This is a genomic window from Pseudomonas sp. GLN_2, from assembly GCF_043106005.1.
Taxonomy (GTDB): Bacteria; Pseudomonadota; Gammaproteobacteria; order Pseudomonadales; family Pseudomonadaceae; genus Aquipseudomonas; species Aquipseudomonas alloputida.
The window spans coordinates 195,671-214,212 of sequence record NZ_JBICMC010000087.1; the positions used below are offsets into that span (position 1 = coordinate 195,671).

An 18,542-nucleotide genomic window follows, 5' to 3' on the forward strand; every position below is an offset into this window, starting at 1 on the left:
ATGAGCGAAAATCAAACGTACGACTCCTCCAGCATCAAGGTGCTGAAAGGTTTGGATGCCGTACGCAAGCGTCCCGGCATGTACATTGGCGACACCGATGATGGTAGTGGCCTGCACCACATGGTCTTCGAGGTGGTCGACAACTCGATCGACGAAGCCCTCGCCGGTCACTGCGATGACATCACTGTCATCATCCATCCGGACGAATCTATTAGTGTGCGCGACAACGGTCGCGGCATTCCGGTCGATGTGCATAAGGAAGAAGGCGTTTCCGCAGCCGAGGTCATCATGACTGTGCTGCACGCCGGCGGTAAGTTCGACGACAACTCCTACAAAGTATCCGGCGGTTTGCACGGTGTAGGTGTGTCGGTTGTGAACGCTCTGTCCGAGAAGCTGGTTCTGACCGTTCGCCGTAGCGGCAAGATCTGGGAACAGACTTACGTTCACGGTGTTCCACAAGCGCCTATGGCGGTTGTCGGTGACAGTGAAACCACGGGTACTCACATCCACTTCAAGCCATCGGCTGAAACCTTCAAGAACATTCACTTCAGCTGGGACATCCTGGCCAAGCGCATCCGCGAACTGTCGTTCCTCAACTCGGGCGTTGGCATTCTGCTGAAGGATGAGCGCAGCGGTAAGGAAGAGTTCTTCAAGTACGAAGGCGGTCTGCGTGCGTTCGTCGAGTACTTGAACACCAACAAGACGCCGGTCAACTCTCAGGTTTTCCACTTCAACGTTCAGCGTGACGATGGCGTGGGTGTTGAAGTCGCCCTGCAATGGAACGACAGCTTTAACGAAAACCTGCTGTGCTTTACCAACAATATTCCGCAGCGAGATGGCGGCACCCACCTGGTGGGCTTCCGTTCCTCGCTGACCCGTAGCCTTAACAGCTACATCGAGCAGGAAGGCCTGGCCAAGAAGAACAAGGTGGCAACCACTGGCGACGACGCCCGTGAAGGCCTGACCGCAATCATCTCGGTGAAGGTACCGGACCCGAAGTTCAGCTCGCAGACCAAGGACAAGCTGGTCTCCTCGGAGGTGAAAACCGCCGTGGAACAGGAGATGAACAAGTACTTCGCCGATTTCCTCTTGGAAAACCCGAACGAGGCGAAGGCCGTCGTTGGCAAGATGATCGACGCAGCTCGCGCCCGTGAAGCCGCCCGTAAAGCCCGTGAGATGACCCGCCGTAAAGGTGCGCTGGATATCGCGGGTCTGCCGGGCAAGCTGGCCGACTGCCAAGAGAAGGATCCTGCTCTCTCCGAACTGTACCTGGTGGAGGGTGACTCTGCGGGTGGCTCAGCCAAGCAAGGCCGCAACCGTCGTACCCAGGCGATCTTGCCGCTGAAGGGTAAAATCCTCAACGTCGAGAAAGCGCGCTTCGACAAGATGATTTCGTCCCAGGAAGTGGGCACGCTGATCACTGCGCTGGGCTGTGGTATCGGCCGTGAAGAGTACAACATCGACAAACTGCGTTATCACAACATCATCATCATGACCGATGCTGACGTTGACGGTTCGCACATCCGTACGCTGCTGCTGACCTTCTTCTTCCGTCAGCTGCCGGAGCTGGTCGAGCGTGGCTACATCTATATTGCCCAGCCGCCGCTGTACAAGGTGAAACGAGGCAAGCAGGAGCAGTACATCAAGGACGATGAGGCCATGGAAGAGTACATGACCCAGTCGGCTCTGGAAGATGCCAGCCTGCACCTGGACGAATCGGCACCAGCAGTTTCCGGTGTGCAGCTGGAAGCGCTGGTGAATGAGTTCCGTAGTGTCATGAAGACTCTCAAGCGCCTGTCGCGCTTGTACCCGGAAGAGCTGACCGAGCACTTCGTCTACCTGCCTGAGGTGACCCTGGAGCAGTTGGGTGACCACGCAGTGATGCAAGCCTGGCTGGCTCAGTTCCAGGAGCGTCTGAACTCCAGCCAGAAGTCTGGCCTGGCTTACAACGCCAGCCTGCGTGAAGACAAAGAGCGCAACGTATGGCTACCTGAAGTGGAAATTACCTCTCACGGTCTGGCCAGCTACATCACCTTCAACCGCGATTTCTTCGGCAGCAATGACTACCGTACCGTAGTCAACATTGGTGCCAAGCTTTCGAGCCTGTTGGGTGAAGGTGCGTACGTGCAGCGCGGTGAACGCCGCAAGGCAATCGTCGAGTTCAAAGAGGGCCTGGATTGGCTGATGAACGAGACCACCAAGCGCCATACGATTCAGCGATACAAAGGGCTGGGTGAGATGAACCCGGACCAACTGTGGGAAACCACCATGGACCCGACCGTTCGCCGTATGCTCAAGGTCACTATCGAAGATGCCATCGCCGCTGACCAGATCTTCAACACCCTGATGGGTGATGCGGTCGAGCCGCGTCGTGACTTCATCGAAAGTAACGCGCTGTCGGTGTCGAACCTGGACTTCTGATCAGGTGTAATTCGCCAGACACTAAAAAGCCCGCTGATGCGGGCTTTTTAGTGTCTGCAAACAATCAGTAGCCGGTGAGAATGTTCACGATCACACCGCTGGCAATAGCCACCAGCACATAGTCGCCATTCACATACAGCCAACGATGATCACGAGGTGGCGCATACAGGTGGCGCGCTTTCCAGTCAGTTACCCAGTAACGGTCTCCACGGTAATGTGGATCAACGGCATGACCCCGCTGCCACTGCTTATGAGGTATCGGCATGCCTTGTTGTGGGTGGAAGTTTGGATCACGGTAAGCAGGACCGCGGCCATTGTCATGTCGGCCCTGGTGCTGTGGTTGACCCTGTGGTGGGTTGCCTTGGTGCGATGGGCCGCCATCATGCCGATCAGGCGGGCCCGGTTGCGCGAAGCTTGCCAGCGGTGTGCTGAGCATGAGCGCGGCGCAGATCACGGTTAGGGCTTTCTTCATTTTGATGCGGTCCTCTGCCTGTTAATCGCCTGGCAAGTATTGATTGCCAGGTTCGGTTAACTGATCAGACCACGATTTTTCCCTTTCAATGTCAGGGCGCAGGTAAAGGTCCGGTAAAGTCTGGCGTTCTTTCAGTTCAGCCCGAGCGCTTTCAAGCGGCGATACAGCGTGCGTTCACTCATGCCAAGATGACTGGCCAGTTCACTGCGCGAGCCTTTGAACTGCTCCAGCGCCTGCGCCAGCTCACCCAGGTCATTGCGACGGCCGCTTCCTTTAGCCGCGCCAGTCAGTCCAGTGTCTTCCGGTAAATGCTCTGGCCTGATCACACCGTCATCGGCAAACAAACGCGCGCGTTCCAGAATGTTGCGCAGTTCGCGGATATTGCCCGGAAACGGATGCAATGCAAGTTGCTGCAAGGCGTCTTCACTCAGCCTGGGCGTCGGCTGGCCGGCCATGCGCTGCAGCAGGCTCTGTGCGAGCAGCGGCAGATCTTCCACCCGTTCGCGCAATGCAGGCAGACGAATCGGGAAGCCGCTGATGCGGTAATACAGGTCTTCACGGAAGGAGCCATCCGCGACCATTTGTTTAAGTGGTTTATGGGTGGCCGATATCAGGCGGAAATCCGAATGCACAGTGCGCAGGCTGCCCACGGGACGGAAACTCCCGGACTCTATCAGGCGCAGCAACTTCACCTGCATCGCCAGCGGCACTTCACCAATTTCATCGAGGAACAGGGTGCCGCCATGCGCCGCCTCGGCCAAGCCGATCTTGCGCTGATTCGCCCCGGTGAACGCGCCCTTCTCATAGCCGAACAGTTCACTCTCGAACAACGACTCGGTCAGGCCGGTGCAGTCGACCACCACCAGTGGGCCGTTGGCCCTGGGGCTGCCCATGTGCACTGCACGGGCGAACAGCTCCTTGCCGGTCCCCGACTCCCCCTGCAGCAACACCGGGATCTGCGCCGGTGCCGCACGCTGCAGGCTGGCCAGCGCGGCCTTGAAGGTTGGCGCGCGGCCGACCAACCCCTGCTCCTGTGGCTGGGCCGAAGCGAGGGTGATGGTGGTGAGGCGTTCGACAAAGGCCACTACCTTGCCCTGCTCATCCAGGATCGGCCGCAACTCCACATCCACATGCTCCGGGCCACGTGGTGTGTGATGAATGTGCAATACCCGCTCCGGTACCTTGCTGTCCCACGCCTTGCGCATCGGGCAATGTTCGCCAGCCTGGTCGCACGGCACAGCGTAGTGGTGCGAAACCCTGTGGCACTTCTCGCCCAGTGGGGCCTGATCATGCCGGCCAAACTGACGGCGATAGGCCGCATTGGCGGCGAGGATGTTGTAGTCGGTGTCCAACACGATGGTCGGAAGGGCATCGTGCTCGAGGTAGGAAACCAGAGCTAGGATGAGAGGATGGGCTTCAGGCATGTCGGCACCGTATGGATGACCGACGCAGGGTAACAAGGACTGCCAAACACTGCCATTGGCTGTCAGTCGACTGCCACCTGGGCTGCCAGTTTTGCCCGCAGCTGTCTGCAACTGGCCGGTTTTATTGGCCAGTGAGTGGCAAAAAGCCTGGCATGCATCTTGATAAAGCTCCTGTCACTGCCTACGCCTGTACAAGGCGGGGCGGATAAATTGGAGAACGTGATGATCATCGGCAACAACCTTCACGTGGACGCCTTCTACGACGAGGCGACCTCGACCATCAGCTATCTGGTCATGGACCGTGAAACCCGACAATGCGCATTGATCGACAGCGTGCTGGATTACGACCCCAAGTCCGGGCGCACCTGTAGCGCTTCGGCTGATCGCTTGGTCGAGCGTGTGAATGAACTGAACGCCAGCGTGCGGTGGGTGTTGGAAACCCATGTGCACGCTGACCATCTTTCAGCGGCTGCCTACCTGAAAGAAAAGCTGGGCGGCCATACCGCAATTGGCGCGCACATTACCCAGGTGCAGAAAGTGTTTGGCGCCTTGTTCAACGCAGAGCCCGGCTTTGCCCGTGATGGCAGCCAGTTCGATGTGCTGCTCGAAGATGAGGAAGGTTTCCGTATTGGCAACCTGCAGGCCCGTGCGTTGCACACGCCTGGGCACACACCCGCGTGCATGAGTTTCATGATCGAAGATGCCGGCGAGATCGCGGTGTTCGTTGGAGACACCTTGTTCATGCCCGATTACGGCACCGCCCGCTGCGACTTCCCCGGGGCCGATGCCCGCACCTTGTACCGCTCAATCCGTCGCCTGCTGGCGTTTCCCGATCAGACTCGGTTGTTCATGTGCCACGACTACCTGCCGGGTGGCCGCGACATGCAGTACGTCACAACTGTCGCCGAGCAGCGCGCCAGCAACATTCACATCCATCAGGGTATCGATGAGGACAGCTTCGTTGCCATGCGCGAAGCCCGTGACAAGACGCTCGAAATGCCCGTACTGATCCTGCCTTCGGTGCAGGTGAACATGCGTAGCGGCCAGCTACCCCCTCCGGAGGCGAACGGCGTGAGCTATCTGAAGATCCCGCTGAACAAGCTGTAACCGCCCTGCCCCCATAATCAGATTTCCAGGATTTGCCGCCATGCCTGCCTTGTTGTCCCCTGCCAATACCGACCACCACAAGGTGGTCATCGTCGGTGCCGGTGCCGCCGGGATCGCCACTGCTTCCAGCCTGATCAGCCGCGACCCATCGTTGGACGTCGCCTTGATCGACCCTGCCGAAGTGCACTACTACCAACCCGGCTGGACCATGGTCGGTGCCGGTGTGTTCAAGGCACCCAGCACTGCCCGCACCATGGCGTCGACCATTCCTCGCGGTGTGCGCTGGGTCAAGGCGCGGGTAAAGGGATTCGACCCGTTGGGCCAGTTGGTCATCCTCGATGATGCTCGCGCCATCAGCTATGAACAGCTGATCGTCTGCCCCGGCCTCAAGCTGGACTGGGCGGCCATCGATGGGCTCAGCGAGACCCTGGGCCGCAATGGTGTCACCTCCAACTACCGCTACGACCTGGCGCCCTATACCTGGGAACTGGTGCAAAAGCTCAAGCAAGGACGCGCGCTGTTCAGCCAGCCGCCCATGCCGATCAAGTGCGCCGGTGCACCACAGAAGGCGCTGTATCTGTCTTGTGACCACTGGCTGCGCCATGGCCATTTGGGGGCGGTGAAAGCCAGCTTCTACAATGCGGGTGCCGTGCTGTTCGGTGTCGCGGACTACGTGCCCGCGCTGATGAAGTACATCGAAAAATACGCCGTCGATCTCAACTTCTCTCACCGGTTGGTTGCCGTAGACGGCCCCGGAAAGCGCGCTACATTCTTGCGTACCTTGCCCGATGGCAGCAGCGAAACGCGCATCGAGGTCTTTGACATGCTGCACGTGGTACCGCCACAGGTGGCGCCAGACTTCATTCGCGAAAGTCCCTTGGCTGATAGCTCCGGCTGGGTTGACGTCGATCCGCATACCCTGCGCCATCGCAAATACACTAACGTTCATGCCCTGGGTGACGTGGCTAACACCAGCAATGCCAAGACCGCCGCTGCGGCCCGCAAGCAGGCACCGGTGGTCGCCAACAATGTCCTGGTGGCGCTGGGCAGGCTGGCGACCCTGGCCCAGTACGACGGCTATGGCTCGTGCCCGCTTACCGTCGAGCGCGGCAAGATCGTCCTGGCCGAATTCACCTATGGCGGCAAGCTGGCACCGAGCTTCCCCAACTGGTTACTCGATGGCCGCAAGCCGACACGTCTGGCCTGGCTGCTCAAGGCACAGGCGCTGCCACCGTTGTACTGGCAAGGCATGCTCAAGGGGCGCGAGTGGTTGGCACGCCCGCAGCTGGTAGCCGAGGGTGGGCAGTGATCGAGCATCAACTGTTAGGGGCGGGCCTTGGCGCAATCATCGGCGCTGTGCTGGCGCTGACCGGCGCAGGCGGTGGCATTCTCGCTGTACCCTTACTGGTGTTCGGCCTGGGGTTATCGATGGTCGAAGCGGCACCGGTGGGCCTGTTGGCTGTAGGTTTGGCTGCAGCGGTTGGTGCGGTGCTGGGCTTGCGCCAAGGGATGGTGCGTTATCGGGCTGCGCTGTTCATCGCTTTGGTTGGTGTGGCAGCAGCGCCGTTCGGGCTGATGCTGGCGCACCGCCTGCCGAATGCACCGTTGCAGGTGGTATTCGCTGGCGTGCTGGTTTATGCCTGCCTGCGCATCTGGCGCAAGGCGGCCAAAGAGCTGCGTGGCGAAGCCAATGACGCTCATCGCTTTATCGAGCCGTGTGTGCTGAACCCGTTGCAGGGGCGTTTGCGCTGGACCCTGCCCTGCGCGCGCGCACTGGCATTCACGGGTGCCTTGTCCGGGTTGTTGTCCGGCCTGCTCGGCGTGGGTGGGGGGTTCGTCATCATCCCTGCCCTGAACCGCTACACCAACCTGCGCATGGCCAGCATCGTTTCCACTTCGCTGGCGGTGATTGCCTTGGTCTCTACCGGCAGTGTGGTCAGCGCCAGCCTTGCGGGCGTCATGCACTGGCAGGTTGGCGCCCCGTTTGCCGTCGGCGCGGTGCTCGGTCTGCTGCTGGCGCGACCCTTGGCAGCCAGGTTGGCCGGGCCGCGTCTGCAGCAGATGTTTGCCGTGGCAGGTTGGGCCGCTGCCCTGTTGTTGGCCGGCAAGGCACTACTCGGCTAGCAACTCGCTTTGTTCGGCCGCGCACAACGCCAGCAGGTAGTCCCACACCACCCGCAGGCGCACAGACTTGTGCAGCTCGCGTCGGGTGCAGATCCAGTAGCTACGCTGGATGGTCTCACCCGGCAGCACGCGCACCAGTGTCGGGTCGTGGCGGGCCATGTAGTTGGGCAGCACGGCGATGCCGAGCCCGGCGCGGGCGGCAGCTTGCTGGGCGATCACGCTCGTACTGCGAAACACCACGTTGGGTGCTCGGCAGAAACTGTTGAGAAACAGCAGTTCCTGGCTGAACAGCAAATCGTCGACGTAGCCGATCCAGCTGTGCCGGGCCAAGTCTTCGCGGTTGCGCAGTGGCGGTGCGCGGTCCAGGTAGTCCTGGCTGGCGTACAGCGCCAAGCGGTAGTCGGTGAGTTTGCGGGTGATCAGCAGATCGGCGTTGGGTCGCTCCAGATGGATGCTGATTTCTGCCTCGCGGTTGAGGATGCTGACGAAACGCGGCACCGCTACCAGTTCTACCTCCAGGCCGGGGTAGCGCTCGAACAATGCGTTCATGCGTGGGGTGAAGAACATGATGCCGATGCCTTCGGTTACCCCCAGGCGAATCTTGCCCAGCGGGGTGATGGCCTGGGTGATTTCCTCCTGTGCCAGCAAGGCGACGTTCTCCATGGCTTCGGCATGCTTGAGCAGGGCTTGGCCCGAGGGGGTCAGCTCGTAGCCCTGGGCATGCTGCACGAACAGCGCGGTCCCCAGGCTCTGCTCGATGCTCTCGATATGCCGGGCCACGGTGCTGTGGGTAGTGTTCAGGCGCTTGGCGGCGGTCAGCAGGCGGCCGCTGCGCTGCAACTCGAGGAAAAACCGCAGATCATTCCAGTCGAACATGCTTGTCCTTTATGGCAGTTCGTTCCGGCCTCTTCACGGGCATGCCCCGCAGGTGCGGTGAACACCCTGAAGGTAACGTGATCCCTGAGGTGCGGGCGAGCCCGCGAAAAGGTCGGTACAGGCTTGCCACTGTGCTAAAACGCACAGCGGCTGCGCGAAATCTCGTGTTTCATCCACGAAATTACTCACTAAGATGGATCGGGACAAGAATAAAAAACAGGCGCGAGGTTGCACATGCCATCAGCCGATTCTGTCTTCGACTACGTGGTCGTAGGGGCCGGTCCCGCCGGATGCCTGCTGGCCAATCGTTTGTCCGCCGACCCTTCCTGCCGCGTGCTGCTGCTGGAGGCGGGTGGCCGCGACAATTATCCCTGGATCCACATCCCCGTCGGTTACCTCTACTGCATCGGCAACCCGCGCACAGACTGGTGCTTCAAGACCGAGGCACAGGCTGGCCTCGGCGGTCGCGCGTTGGGTTATCCAAGGGGCAAGGTGCTAGGTGGCTGTTCGTCGATCAACGGCATGATCTACATGCGGGGCCAAGCCGCCGACTATGACCATTGGGCCGCGCAAGGCAACGACGGCTGGGCGTGGAAAGATGTGTTACCCCTGTTCAAGGCCAGCGAAAACCACTTTGCCGGCGCCAGCGAGCACCATGGTGCGGAGGGCGAGTGGCGGGTCGAGCGCCAACGCTACAGCTGGCCGATCCTTGATGCTTTCCGTGATGCCGCCGCGCAGAGTGGTATTGGCAAGGTCGACGATTTCAACACTGGCGACAACCAGGGTTGTGGATATTTTCAGGTTAACCAGCGCAGTGGTGTGCGCTGGAACGCTTCCAAAGCTTTCCTGCGGCCGATCAAGGATCGCGCCAACCTCACTGTGCTGACCGGCGTGCAGGTTGACCAGGTACTGCTCGACAACACCCGCGCAAGGGCGGTGAAGGCGCTCTGGCAAGGGACCTGGCATGAGTTTGCGGCGCGCCGCGAGATCATTCTCTGTGCTGGGGCGGTAGGTTCACCGGGCATTCTCCAGCGCTCCGGCATCGGCCCGCGTCAGTTGCTGGAAAGCTTGGGCATTGGTGTTCGCCACGATATGCCTGGCGTTGGTGGCAACTTGCAGGACCACCTGCAACTGCGCCTGATTTACCAGATCCGCAACACCCATACCTTGAACCAGATGGCCAACAGCCTGTGGGGCAAGATGGGCATGGGCCTGCGTTACCTCTACGACCGTAGCGGGCCGCTGGCCATGGCGCCGAGCCAGTTAGGCGCGTTCGTGCGTTCAAGCCCTGAACAGGCCACCGCCAACCTTCAGTATCACGTGCAGCCGCTGTCACTGGAACGCTTCGGTGAGCCGTTGCATCAGTTCCCGGCCTTTACGGCTTCGGTGTGCAACTTGCGCCCGGTCAGTCGCGGGCGCATCGACATCTGCAGCACCGACATGAACAGCACGCCGCTGATCGACCCCAATTACCTCAGTGCTCCGCAGGACTTGCGGGTTGCTGCCGATGCCATTCGCCTTACCCGGCGCATCGTCCAGGCCCCTGCCCTCGCCGCTTTCGAGCCCAAGGAATATTTGCCGGGCCCAGCGCTGCAAAGCGAGGAAGAACTGTTCGAGGCCGCTGGCAAGATCGGCACCACCATCTTCCACCCGGTCGGTACCTGTCGCATGGGCAACGATGCCATGGACGTTGTGGATAACCAGCTGCGCGTGCATGGCATCCCCGGTCTTCGTGTCGCTGATGCTTCGATCATGCCGCAGATAACGTCCGGCAATACCTGTTCCCCCACCCTGATGATCGCCGAAAAGGCGGCGCAACTGATCCTCAAAGGAGCGGCTACTCAGACCTACCTGAACGAAGACGCGTTACCGACGCCCTGACCCGGGTGCGTGCAGTACCGGCGGCTTGCGGTCAGAAGTCGCCGACAGTGGAACAACAAGAATAATCACTGTGGCCTAAGGGCCGAGGACAGCAACGATGTCGGATTACATCCAAGAGCAGGGTGCGGCGGCCAGCAGCTCCAGCCGCCGTGAAGAACGCAAGATCATTTTCGCGTCATCCCTCGGGACGGTTTTCGAGTGGTATGACTTTTTTCTCTATGGTGCGCTGGCAGCGGTCATCAGCAAGCAGTTCTTCGCTGGCGTGAACGATACCACCGCTTTCATCTTCGCCCTGATGGCCTTCGCTGCGGGCTTTCTGGTGCGGCCGTTTGGCGCGCTGGTGTTCGGCCGCCTGGGTGACATGATCGGGCGCAAGTACACCTTCCTGGTCACCATCGTGCTGATGGGCCTGTCCACTTTCGCTGTGGGGTTGTTGCCCACCTACGCCAGCATCGGCATCGCCGCACCGATCATCCTGGTGATCCTGCGCATGCTTCAGGGGCTGGCGCTGGGCGGCGAGTATGGCGGTGCCGCCACTTACGTGGCCGAGCATGCGCCGCCCGGCAAGCGTGGCTTACACACCGGTTTCATCCAGTCCACCGCAACGTTGGGCCTGTTGTTGTCGCTGTTGGTGGTGCTGGGTAGCCGGTATGTCAGTGGCGACCAGTTCGAAACCTGGGGCTGGCGCTTGCCGTTCCTGCTGTCGATCGTGCTGCTGGCGATCTCCACCTGGATTCGCATGAGCATGCACGAGTCGCCGGCCTTTGTGAAAATGAAGGCTCAGGGCAAGGTCAGCAAGTCGCCCATCCGTGAGTCATTCACCTCCTGGCCAAACCTGAAAGTGGTGCTTACCGCCCTGTTCAGCATCAACGCGGGGCAGGCTGTGACCTTCTACACGGCGCAGTTCTACGTTCTGTTCTTCATGACCCAGATGCTGAAAATGGACTCGGCTCAGGCCAACACCCTGCTCATCATCAGCGTTGTGATTGGCGCGCCGTTCTTCGTGTTCTTCGGCTGGTTGTCCGACCGTATCGGCCGCAAGCCGATCCTGATGCTCGGCCTGTTGCTGGCCACGGTACTGTACTTCCCACTGTTCAAGGCGCTGAGCCACTACGCCAACCCGCAGATCGACGCTGCCAGCCGTCAGGCGCCGATCGTGGTCACCGCCGACCCGCAAGGCTGCACATTCCAGTTCGACCCAGTGGGCAAGGCTCGTTTTGACAGCCCGTGCGACAAGGTCAAGACCTTCCTGGTCAAGCAGGGCCTGCCGTACAGCTCGGTAAGCGTGGCCGGCAGTGAAGTGGTGGTGAACATCGGTGACAAGACCATCAACGGTTTTGACGAAACCGCCATGCGTGCTGCAATCGAGCAGGCTGGTTACCCGGCCAAGGCCGACCCTGCGCAGGTCAACCAGGTAATGGTGGTGGTACTGATCGTGGCGATGATCCTGATCGCGACCATGACCTATGGTCCTTTGGCGGCGGTGATGGTCGAGCTGTTCCCGACCCGCATCCGCTACACCTCGATGTCGCTGCCCTACCACATTGGTAATGGCTGGTTTGGTGGTTTCCTGCCTACCGTATCGTTCGCGCTGGTGGTCTATACCGGGGATATCTTCTACGGGCTGTGGTACCCGGTGCTGGTGACCGGGATCAGCCTGGTGGTTGGGATCTTCTGTCTGAGAGAAACCAAGGATGTAGATATCGACAAAGTCTGATGTCCACATGCCATAAAAAAACCGGCTGTAAAAGCCGGTTTTCTTATGCCTCAAAAAAACTTATGCACGATTTTCAGAAAAAATTCATACAAAGAAATAAATAGAAAATTCATACACTTAGGTATCAATTCAAGCATTTAATCCAAAAACTGCACACAAGTTATCCACAGAAGGTCAAGCCATCTGCTCCTGAGGTTTTTCCGCCGCTGGCGGCAGCGATCCCATGGCCCGCTGGGTCGCTTCGTTCCAAGCTGCAGCGCGGTCGTTGAGTTCGGCAATGGCACGTGGCCCCGTGCCGTTGGCGTACATCGGCTCACCAATTACCACTTCGATTGTACCGGCACGCTTGCCCCAACCGGTCTTGGGCCAGAACTTGCCAGCGTTGTGGGCAATCGGCAGCACCGGCAGCCCGGCATTCACGGCCAGTGCCGTACCGCCGCGGGAAAACTTGCCGATGGTGCCGAACGGCACACGGGTGCCTTCTGGGAAAATCAGCACCCACGTCTTCTGCTTGAGCAGTTCGTCACCCTTGCTCGCCACCTGGCGCAACGCTTCCTTGGGGTTGTCGCGGTTGATCGCGATGGGCCGCAGCATGGCCATGGCCCAGCCGAAGAACGGTACATACAGCAGCTCGCGCTTGAGCACCTGGCTAAGCGGCGAGAAGTACTGGGACAGGAAGAAGGTTTCCCAGGTGCTCTGGTGATTGGACAAAATCACGCAAGGCTCAGCTGGCACGTTCTCGGCGCCAGTGATCTTGTAGTCGATGCCCAGGATGGTGCGCACCAGAAACAGCGCGCAGCGGCACCAGTACACATTGATGAACTTGTAGCGCTTGGGGAACGACAGGAACGGCGCGACGAAGAAGCTCAGCGAGCACCACAGCAGCGAACTGGTGCCCAGCAGCAGGTAAAAAAGAAAGATTCTGATCGCCTGCAGGATCGACATAGTGGCTTGTACCATTGCGGGGCATGCCCGCCTGAGAAAAATGCGCCAGAAGGCGCACTGTTTAAATTAGTTCTCTGGCGATAGCTGCCAGATCGTCGAAAATCAGTGTAGTTTCCGGGACGCCTTTTTCCAGGGTCCGCTCGCCCTTGCCGGTCTTCACCAGCACGGGTTGTGCACCGACGGCCAGGGCGGCCTCAAGGTCACCTTTGCTGTCGCCGACGAACCAGACGCCTTCAAGGCCGATCTGGTAATGCTCGGCGATCGCCCGCAGCATGCCGGGCTTGGGCTTGCGGCAATCGCACCCTTCGTCCGGCCCATGCGGGCAATACACGATGTGGCCCACCTCGCCGCCCTGCTCGGCCACCAGCGCGCGCAGGCGCGCGTGCATGGCCTCAAGGGTTGCCAGCGGGTAGTAGCCACGGGCAATGCCGGACTGGTTGGTGGCCACGGCCACCGTCCAGCCCGCCTTGCTCAACTGCGCGATCGCATCGACCGAACCGGGGATCGGCACCCATTCTTCCAGCGTCTTGATGTACGCATCGGAGTCGTAGTTGATCACCCCGTCACGGTCGAGAATCAGCAGTTTCAAGGCTTACCCCAGCAGCGAAATGTCAGCCACGCCCAGGAACAGGCCGCGCAGACGGCTGAGCAGGGCATAACGGTTGGCACGTACCTTGGCGTCTTCGGCGTTGACCATGACCGCCTCGAAGAAGGCATCGACCGGGTCACGCAGGGCCGCCAGGCGGGCCAGCGATTCGCTGTACTGACGTGCTGCAGCCATCGGTTGCACGGCCTGGTCGGCCTGCTGGATGGCCGAGTACAGGGAGAACTCGTTGGCATTGTCGAAGTACTTCGGCTCGACCTGCTCGGCGATGGCACCTTCGGCCTTGCTCAGCAGGTTCGACACGCGCTTGTTCACCGCGGCCAGGGCCTCGGCTTCCGGCAGTTTGCGGAACGCCTGCACAGCTTGTACGCGCTGGTCGAAGTCCAGGGCGGAGCCTGGCTGCAGTGCGCGTACCGACAGGTACGTGGCCACGTCGATGCCTTCGTCTTCGTAACGCGCGCGCAGGCGGTCGAAAATGAACTCCAGTACTTGCTCGGCCAGGCCGGGGGCCTTGACCTTGGCGCCGAACTGCTTGACCGCAAACTCGACTGCACCGGTCAGGTCCAGGTCCAGTTGCTTCTCGATCAGGATACGCAGCACGCCCAGAGCCGCACGGCGCAGGGCGTACGGGTCCTTGCTGCCGGTAGGCAGCATGCCGATGCCGAAGATGCCCACCAGGGTGTCGAGCTTGTCGGCGATGGCCACGGCAGCACCGGTGAGGGTCTGCGGCAGCTCGGCACCAGCACCGCGCGGCATGTACTGCTCGTTCAGGGCCAGGGCTACGTCTTCCGGCTCACCGTCGTTGAGCGCGTAGTAGTAACCGGCAACACCCTGCATTTCAGGGAATTCGCCGACCATCTCGGTGGCCAGGTCGCACTTCGACAGCAGCCCGGCACGGCCAGCGCGCTGGGCGTCGCCGCCGATCAGCGGGGCAACGAAGGCGGCCAGCTTGGAAACACGTTCCGCCTTGTCGTACACGGTGCCGAGCTGAGCCTGGAACACCACGTTCTTGAGGCGCTCGTTGAAGGTTTCCAGCGGCTGCTTCTTGTCCTGCTTGAAGAAGAACTCGGCGTCGGTCAGGCGTGGGCGCACGACCTTTTCGTTGCCTTGCACGATCTGCTTCGGGTCGCGGCTTTCGATGTTGGCCACGGTGATGAAGCGCGGCAGTAGCTTGCCTTCGCTGTCCAGCAGGCAGAAGTACTTCTGGTTGTCCTGCATGGTGGTGATCAGGGCTTCCTGCGGCACCTCGAGGAAACGCTCTTCGAACGAGCACACCAGCGGCACTGGCCATTCGACCAGAGCAGTCACTTCGTCCAGCAGCGCCGGCGGCACGATGGCAGTGCCCTCCTGCTGCATGGCAAGCTCGGCGGTACGCTTGCTGATCAGCTCGCGGCGTTCGGCGAAGTCGGCCAGCACGTGAGCTTTACGCAGGTCTTCGACATAGTTGGCCGGGGTAGTGATGACCACGGTTTCCGGATGATGGAAGCGGTGGCCACGGGATTCACGGCCGGCCTTCTGCGACAGAATGGTGCAGTCGACCACCTGGTCGCCCAACAGCATTACCAGCCATTGGGTTGGGCGCACGAACTCTTCACGGCTGGCCGCCCAGCGCATGCGCTTGGGGATCGGCAGGTCGTTCAGCGAATCTTCGACGATGGTCGGCAGCAGGTCAGTGGTGGCCTTGCCCGGGATGTGCTGGGAGAAGCGCAGCTTGGGGCCGCTCTGGTCGATTTCGGCCAGTTCCACACCGCACTTCTTGGCGAAGCCCAGCGCAGCCTGGGTCGGCTCGCCTTCGGCGTTGAAAGCTGCCTGCAGGGGCGGGCCGTCGATGTTGATGCTGCGGTCAGGCTGCTGCACGTCCAGCTGGCGAATCAGCACGGCCAGACGACGCGGCGCGGCGTACACCTGCTTGCCGGTGTAGTTCAGGCCAGCAGCCTGCAGGCCTTTTTCGATACCGGCCAGGAAGGCGTCGCCAAGGCTGGCGAGGGCCTTGGGTGGCAGCTCTTCGGTGCCCAGTTCTACCAGGAAATCTTGAGCACTCATTGTGCAGCCTCCAGCTTAGCCAACACTTCGTCACGCAGTTCAGGGGTGGCCATCGGGAAGCCCAGGCGTGCGCGGGCTTGCAGATAGCTTTGCGCCACGTCCCGGGCCAGGGTACGTACACGCAGGATGTAACGCTGGCGCTCGGTTACCGAGATGGCGCGGCGGGCGTCCAGCAGGTTGAAGGTATGCGATGCCTTCAGGACCATTTCATAGGTCGGCAGCGGCAGCTCCAGCTTGATCAGGCGGTTGGCTTCGCTTTCGTAGAAATCGAACAGCTCGAACAGTTTGTCGACGTTTGCATGTTCAAAGTTGTAGGTCGACTGCTCCACCTCGTTCTGGTGGAACACGTCGCCATAGGTGACCTTGCCGAACGGGCCGTCGGCCCACACCAGGTCGTACACCGAATCGACGCCCTGGATGTACATGGCCAGGCGCTCCAGGCCGTAGGTGATTTCACCGGTGACCGGGTAGCACTCAATGCCGCCAACCTGCTGGAAGTAGGTGAACTGGGTCACTTCCATGCCGTTGAGCCAGATTTCCCAGCCCAGACCCCAGGCGCCGAGGGTCGGCGATTCCCAGTTGTCTTCTACGAAACGAATGTCGTGCACCAACGGATCCAGGCCGATGGCTTTCAGCGAGCCGAGGTACAGCTCCTGGAAGTTGGCCGGGTTCGGTTTGAGCACCACCTGGAACTGGTAGTAGTGCTGCAGGCGGTTGGGGTTTTCGCCATACCGCCCGTCGGCAGGACGACGGCTCGGCTGCACATAGGCGGCGTTCCAGGTTTCTGGGCCCACGGCGCGCAGGAATGTAGCGGTGTGGAAAGTGCCGGCGCCTACTTCCATATCGTAGGGCTGAAGTACCACACAACCTTGAGCTGCCCAGTAGTTCTGCAGGGCAAGGATCAGGTCTTGGAAGGTACGCACGGCTGGCGTAGGCTGGCTCACGAAATTCACCTGTATCTGGGGATGCGGATGTAAAGAGCGGGAGTATAACCTGATTCGCCTCGCCCTCTACTCATTGGAGCCTTATGCCACGCTGCTTTTGGTGTACCGACGATCCGTTGTACCAGGCCTACCACGACCAGGAATGGGGGATGCCACAGCGCGACCCGGCGTTGCTCTTCGAGATGCTTTTGCTCGAAGGGTTCCAGGCAGGGCTTTCATGGATTACCGTTTTGCGCAAACGCGAGCGTTATCGCCAGGTGATGTACGGCTTCGACCCCGTGAAGCTGGCGGCCATGGGCGACGAACGCATCGAAGAATTGATGCAGGATGCAGGCATCATCCGCAATCGCCTCAAGCTCAAGGCTGCGCGGCGCAACGCCCAGGCCTGGCTGGCTGTGGATAACCCCGCCGAATGGCTGTGGTCGTTCGTCGGCGGCTCGCCGAAGATCAACCATTTCAAGGCGCGCGGCGATGTGCCAGCTGTTACCGATGAAGCCAAGGCAATGAGCAAGGCCTTGCAGAAAGCTGGCTTCACGTTCGTCGGTCCGACCATCTGCTACGCCTTCATGCAGGCCACCGGCATGGTCATGGACCACACCACCGACTGCGATCGCTACGCCGCCTTGTTGCGCTGAGGGGTTACAATGCGCGCCTTGCTGAAATAAGGAATTCGCCTGTGGAAAAGTTCAAGGGCGCCCTGATGGTCGGGGTGCTGCGCCTGTTTGCCAAGCTGCCCTGGGGCGCTGTGCAGCGTGTCGGCGCCGGTATTGGCTGGCTGATGTGGAAAATCCCCAACAGTTCGCGCAACGTGGTACGGATCAACCTGGCCAAGTGCTTCCCGGAGATGGACCCGGTTGCCCGAGAGCAACTGGTGGGCCAAGCGCTGCGGGATATCGGTAAATCCTTTGTCGAAAGTGCCTGTGCCTGGATCTGGCCGCCACAACGCTCGCTGGAGCTGGTCAAGGAAGTGCATGGCCTGGAAGTGCTGGAGCAGGCTTTGGCCTCAGGTAAAGGGGTGGTCGGCATCACCAGCCACCTGGGCAACTGGGAAGTGTTGAACCACTTCTACTGCAACCAGTGCAAACCGATCATCTTCTACCGCCCGCCGAAGCTGAAGGCGGTGGATGATCTGCTGCGCGAGCAGCGCGTGCAGATGGGCAATCGCGTGGCACCGTCGACAAAGGAAGGCATCCTCAGCGTGATCAAGGAAGTGCGCCGTGGTGGCCAGGTGGGTATTCCTGCCGACCCGGAGCCGGCGGAATCGGCGGGCGTGTTCGTACCGTTCCTCGGCACCCAGGCGCTGACCAGCAAGTTCGTGCCGAACATGCTGGCCGGTGGCAAGGCGGTAGGTGTGTTCCTGCATGCGCTGCGGTTGCCGGATGGCTCTGGCTTCAAGGTGTTCCTGGAGGCGGCGCCAGAGGAGATGTACAGCACCGACGTGAATGTGTCGGCGGCGGCGATGAGCAAGGTGGTCGAGCGCTATGTGCGCGAGTACCCCAGCCAGTACATGTGGAGCATGAAGCGCTTCAAGAAGCGCCCGGCTGGCGAGCCGCGCTGGTATTAAGCCATTCACCGCCCTCTGGTAGGAGCGGGTTTACCCGCGAATGCGATGTTGGATTCACCGACGCATTCGCGGGTAAACCCGCTCCTACAGGGACCGCGTCATACCGATGTCTTGTTCAGCTTCTTGAGAAAAACGGTCATTTCTTTTTCGGCCTGCTTGTCACCATGGGCCTGCGCCGCCACGATCCCGTCTTCCCACGCCTTGCGCGCCGCCGCCAGGTCGCCCTGCAACTGATAGGCCTTGCCCAGCAGCTTCCATGCTGCCGAGTATTTCGGATCCTGCTCTACACAGCGCGCCAGGTGCACCGCTGCTTCAGCGCCGTTGCCTTCATCCAGCCAGGCCTTGCCCAGGCCAAACCTCAGCAGCGGGTTATCCACACCTTTGGCCAGCATCTTCTCCAGCGATTCGCGCATGCCCTCT

16 protein-coding genes are annotated in these 18,542 nt (G+C 60.6%); 8 read left to right on the forward strand and 8 right to left on the reverse strand.

The genetic code is table 11. The features are described 5' to 3' along the window. The gene (gene gyrB, locus ACF8Q6_RS21875; RefSeq protein WP_392494561.1) at positions 1 to 2,421 is read left to right on the forward strand and encodes a DNA topoisomerase (ATP-hydrolyzing) subunit B; all 2,421 of its coding nucleotides are present in this window, start codon (positions 1 to 3) and stop codon (positions 2,419 to 2,421) included. Between the two features lie 64 nt (positions 2,422 to 2,485). Here gyrB and ACF8Q6_RS21880 read toward each other — a convergent pair whose 3' ends face one another. Together ACF8Q6_RS21880 and ACF8Q6_RS21885 are read right to left on the reverse strand one after the other, a co-directional pair. Continuing rightward, on the reverse strand, positions 2,486 to 2,893 hold the full coding sequence (locus ACF8Q6_RS21880; RefSeq protein WP_011953114.1) for an RcnB family protein: 408 nt from the start codon (positions 2,891 to 2,893) through the stop codon (positions 2,486 to 2,488). A 131-nt stretch (positions 2,894 to 3,024) separates the two neighbouring features. Beyond that, positions 3,025 to 4,317, reverse strand: a complete 1,293-nt coding sequence (locus ACF8Q6_RS21885; RefSeq protein ID WP_003253147.1) for a sigma-54-dependent Fis family transcriptional regulator — start codon at positions 4,315 to 4,317, stop codon at positions 3,025 to 3,027. A 222-nt stretch (positions 4,318 to 4,539) separates the two neighbouring features. Between ACF8Q6_RS21885 and ACF8Q6_RS21890 the strand changes: the two genes are divergently transcribed. The 3 genes from ACF8Q6_RS21890 to ACF8Q6_RS21900 are packed head-to-tail and all read left to right on the forward strand — an operon-like array spanning position 4,540 to position 7,548. After that, positions 4,540 to 5,424 carry an MBL fold metallo-hydrolase gene (locus ACF8Q6_RS21890; RefSeq protein WP_003253146.1) on the forward strand — a complete coding sequence of 295 codons (885 nt, stop codon included), beginning with the start codon at positions 4,540 to 4,542 and terminating at the stop codon, positions 5,422 to 5,424. A 40-nt stretch (positions 5,425 to 5,464) separates the two neighbouring features. Beyond that, positions 5,465 to 6,733, forward strand: coding sequence for an FAD/NAD(P)-binding oxidoreductase (locus ACF8Q6_RS21895; RefSeq protein ID WP_392494563.1), 1,269 nt, complete (start codon positions 5,465 to 5,467; stop codon positions 6,731 to 6,733). Continuing rightward, positions 6,730 to 7,548 (forward strand): sulfite exporter TauE/SafE family protein, encoded by an 819-nt coding sequence (locus ACF8Q6_RS21900; RefSeq protein WP_392494564.1) that lies wholly within the window; start codon positions 6,730 to 6,732, stop codon positions 7,546 to 7,548. The genes ACF8Q6_RS21895 and ACF8Q6_RS21900 overlap by 4 nt, the downstream gene beginning before the upstream one ends. On the opposite strand, the gene ACF8Q6_RS21905 is transcribed toward ACF8Q6_RS21900, so the two are convergent. Continuing rightward, positions 7,537 to 8,424: a LysR family transcriptional regulator gene (locus ACF8Q6_RS21905; protein WP_003253138.1), complete on the reverse strand. Its 888-nt coding sequence runs from the start codon at positions 8,422 to 8,424 to the stop codon at positions 7,537 to 7,539. The two genes, ACF8Q6_RS21900 and ACF8Q6_RS21905, sit on opposite strands and share 12 nt — an antisense overlap. A 234-nt stretch (positions 8,425 to 8,658) precedes the next feature. On the opposite strand from ACF8Q6_RS21905, the gene ACF8Q6_RS21910 reads away from it, so the two are divergent. After that, on the forward strand, positions 8,659 to 10,305 hold the full coding sequence (locus ACF8Q6_RS21910; protein ID WP_392494565.1) for a GMC family oxidoreductase: 1,647 nt from the start codon (positions 8,659 to 8,661) through the stop codon (positions 10,303 to 10,305). Between the two features lie 97 nt (positions 10,306 to 10,402). Beyond that, the gene (locus ACF8Q6_RS21915; RefSeq protein ID WP_011953118.1) at positions 10,403 to 12,022 is read left to right on the forward strand and encodes an MFS transporter; all 1,620 of its coding nucleotides are present in this window, start codon (positions 10,403 to 10,405) and stop codon (positions 12,020 to 12,022) included. 174 nt (positions 12,023 to 12,196) lie between these two features. Here ACF8Q6_RS21915 and ACF8Q6_RS21920 read toward each other — a convergent pair whose 3' ends face one another. From ACF8Q6_RS21920 to glyQ, 4 genes are read right to left on the reverse strand one after another with little or no spacing between them, the layout of a single operon-like run. Beyond that, the gene (locus ACF8Q6_RS21920; protein WP_010951467.1) at positions 12,197 to 12,982 is read right to left on the reverse strand and encodes a 1-acyl-sn-glycerol-3-phosphate acyltransferase; all 786 of its coding nucleotides are present in this window, start codon (positions 12,980 to 12,982) and stop codon (positions 12,197 to 12,199) included. A 46-nt stretch (positions 12,983 to 13,028) separates the two neighbouring features. Then, complete coding sequence (gmhB, locus tag ACF8Q6_RS21925) at positions 13,029 to 13,556, reverse strand: D-glycero-beta-D-manno-heptose 1,7-bisphosphate 7-phosphatase (protein WP_003253129.1); 528 nt, start codon at positions 13,554 to 13,556, stop codon at positions 13,029 to 13,031. Between the two features lie 3 nt (positions 13,557 to 13,559). Beyond that, complete coding sequence (glyS, locus tag ACF8Q6_RS21930; protein ID WP_014754938.1) at positions 13,560 to 15,614, reverse strand: glycine--tRNA ligase subunit beta; 2,055 nt, start codon at positions 15,612 to 15,614, stop codon at positions 13,560 to 13,562. Beyond that, positions 15,611 to 16,558 (reverse strand): glycine--tRNA ligase subunit alpha, encoded by a 948-nt coding sequence (gene glyQ / locus ACF8Q6_RS21935; RefSeq protein WP_003253126.1) that lies wholly within the window; start codon positions 16,556 to 16,558, stop codon positions 15,611 to 15,613. The genes glyS and glyQ overlap by 4 nt, the downstream gene beginning before the upstream one ends. 83 nt (positions 16,559 to 16,641) lie before the next feature. Here glyQ and ACF8Q6_RS21940 point away from each other — a divergent pair, with 83 nt between their 5' ends. Next, positions 16,642 to 17,193, forward strand: coding sequence for a DNA-3-methyladenine glycosylase I (locus tag ACF8Q6_RS21940; RefSeq protein ID WP_003253123.1), 552 nt, complete (start codon positions 16,642 to 16,644; stop codon positions 17,191 to 17,193). Positions 17,194 to 17,234: 41 nt separating this feature from the next. Then, positions 17,235 to 18,122, forward strand: coding sequence for a lysophospholipid acyltransferase (locus tag ACF8Q6_RS21945; RefSeq protein ID WP_003253121.1), 888 nt, complete (start codon positions 17,235 to 17,237; stop codon positions 18,120 to 18,122). A gap of 98 nt (positions 18,123 to 18,220) precedes the next feature. On the opposite strand, the gene ACF8Q6_RS21950 is transcribed toward ACF8Q6_RS21945, so the two are convergent. Next, the gene (locus ACF8Q6_RS21950) at positions 18,221 to 18,535 is read right to left on the reverse strand and encodes a tetratricopeptide repeat protein (RefSeq protein ID WP_392489871.1); all 315 of its coding nucleotides are present in this window, start codon (positions 18,533 to 18,535) and stop codon (positions 18,221 to 18,223) included. Positions 18,536 to 18,542: the final 7 nt, after the last annotated feature.

Coding starts and splice junctions, on each gene's coding strand:
- ACF8Q6_RS21910 (WP_392494565.1), top strand. CDS start 8,659: ATGCCATCAGCCGATTCTGTCTTCGACTACGTGGTCGTAGGGGCCGGT.
- gyrB (WP_392494561.1), top strand. CDS start 1: ATGAGCGAAAATCAAACGTACGACTCCTCCAGCATCAAGGTGCTGAAA.
- ACF8Q6_RS21895 (WP_392494563.1), top strand. CDS start 5,465: ATGCCTGCCTTGTTGTCCCCTGCCAATACCGACCACCACAAGGTGGTC.
- ACF8Q6_RS21915 (WP_011953118.1), top strand. CDS start 10,403: ATGTCGGATTACATCCAAGAGCAGGGTGCGGCGGCCAGCAGCTCCAGC.
- glyS (WP_014754938.1), bottom strand. CDS start 15,614: ATGAGTGCTCAAGATTTCCTGGTAGAACTGGGCACCGAAGAGCTGCCA.
- ACF8Q6_RS21920 (WP_010951467.1), bottom strand. CDS start 12,982: ATGGTACAAGCCACTATGTCGATCCTGCAGGCGATCAGAATCTTTCTT.
- ACF8Q6_RS21885 (WP_003253147.1), bottom strand. CDS start 4,317: ATGCCTGAAGCCCATCCTCTCATCCTAGCTCTGGTTTCCTACCTCGAG.
- ACF8Q6_RS21890 (WP_003253146.1), top strand. CDS start 4,540: ATGATCATCGGCAACAACCTTCACGTGGACGCCTTCTACGACGAGGCG.
- ACF8Q6_RS21880 (WP_011953114.1), bottom strand. CDS start 2,893: ATGAAGAAAGCCCTAACCGTGATCTGCGCCGCGCTCATGCTCAGCACA.
- ACF8Q6_RS21940 (WP_003253123.1), top strand. CDS start 16,642: ATGCCACGCTGCTTTTGGTGTACCGACGATCCGTTGTACCAGGCCTAC.
- ACF8Q6_RS21905 (WP_003253138.1), bottom strand. CDS start 8,424: ATGTTCGACTGGAATGATCTGCGGTTTTTCCTCGAGTTGCAGCGCAGC.
- ACF8Q6_RS21950 (WP_392489871.1), bottom strand. CDS start 18,535: ATGCGCGAATCGCTGGAGAAGATGCTGGCCAAAGGTGTGGATAACCCG.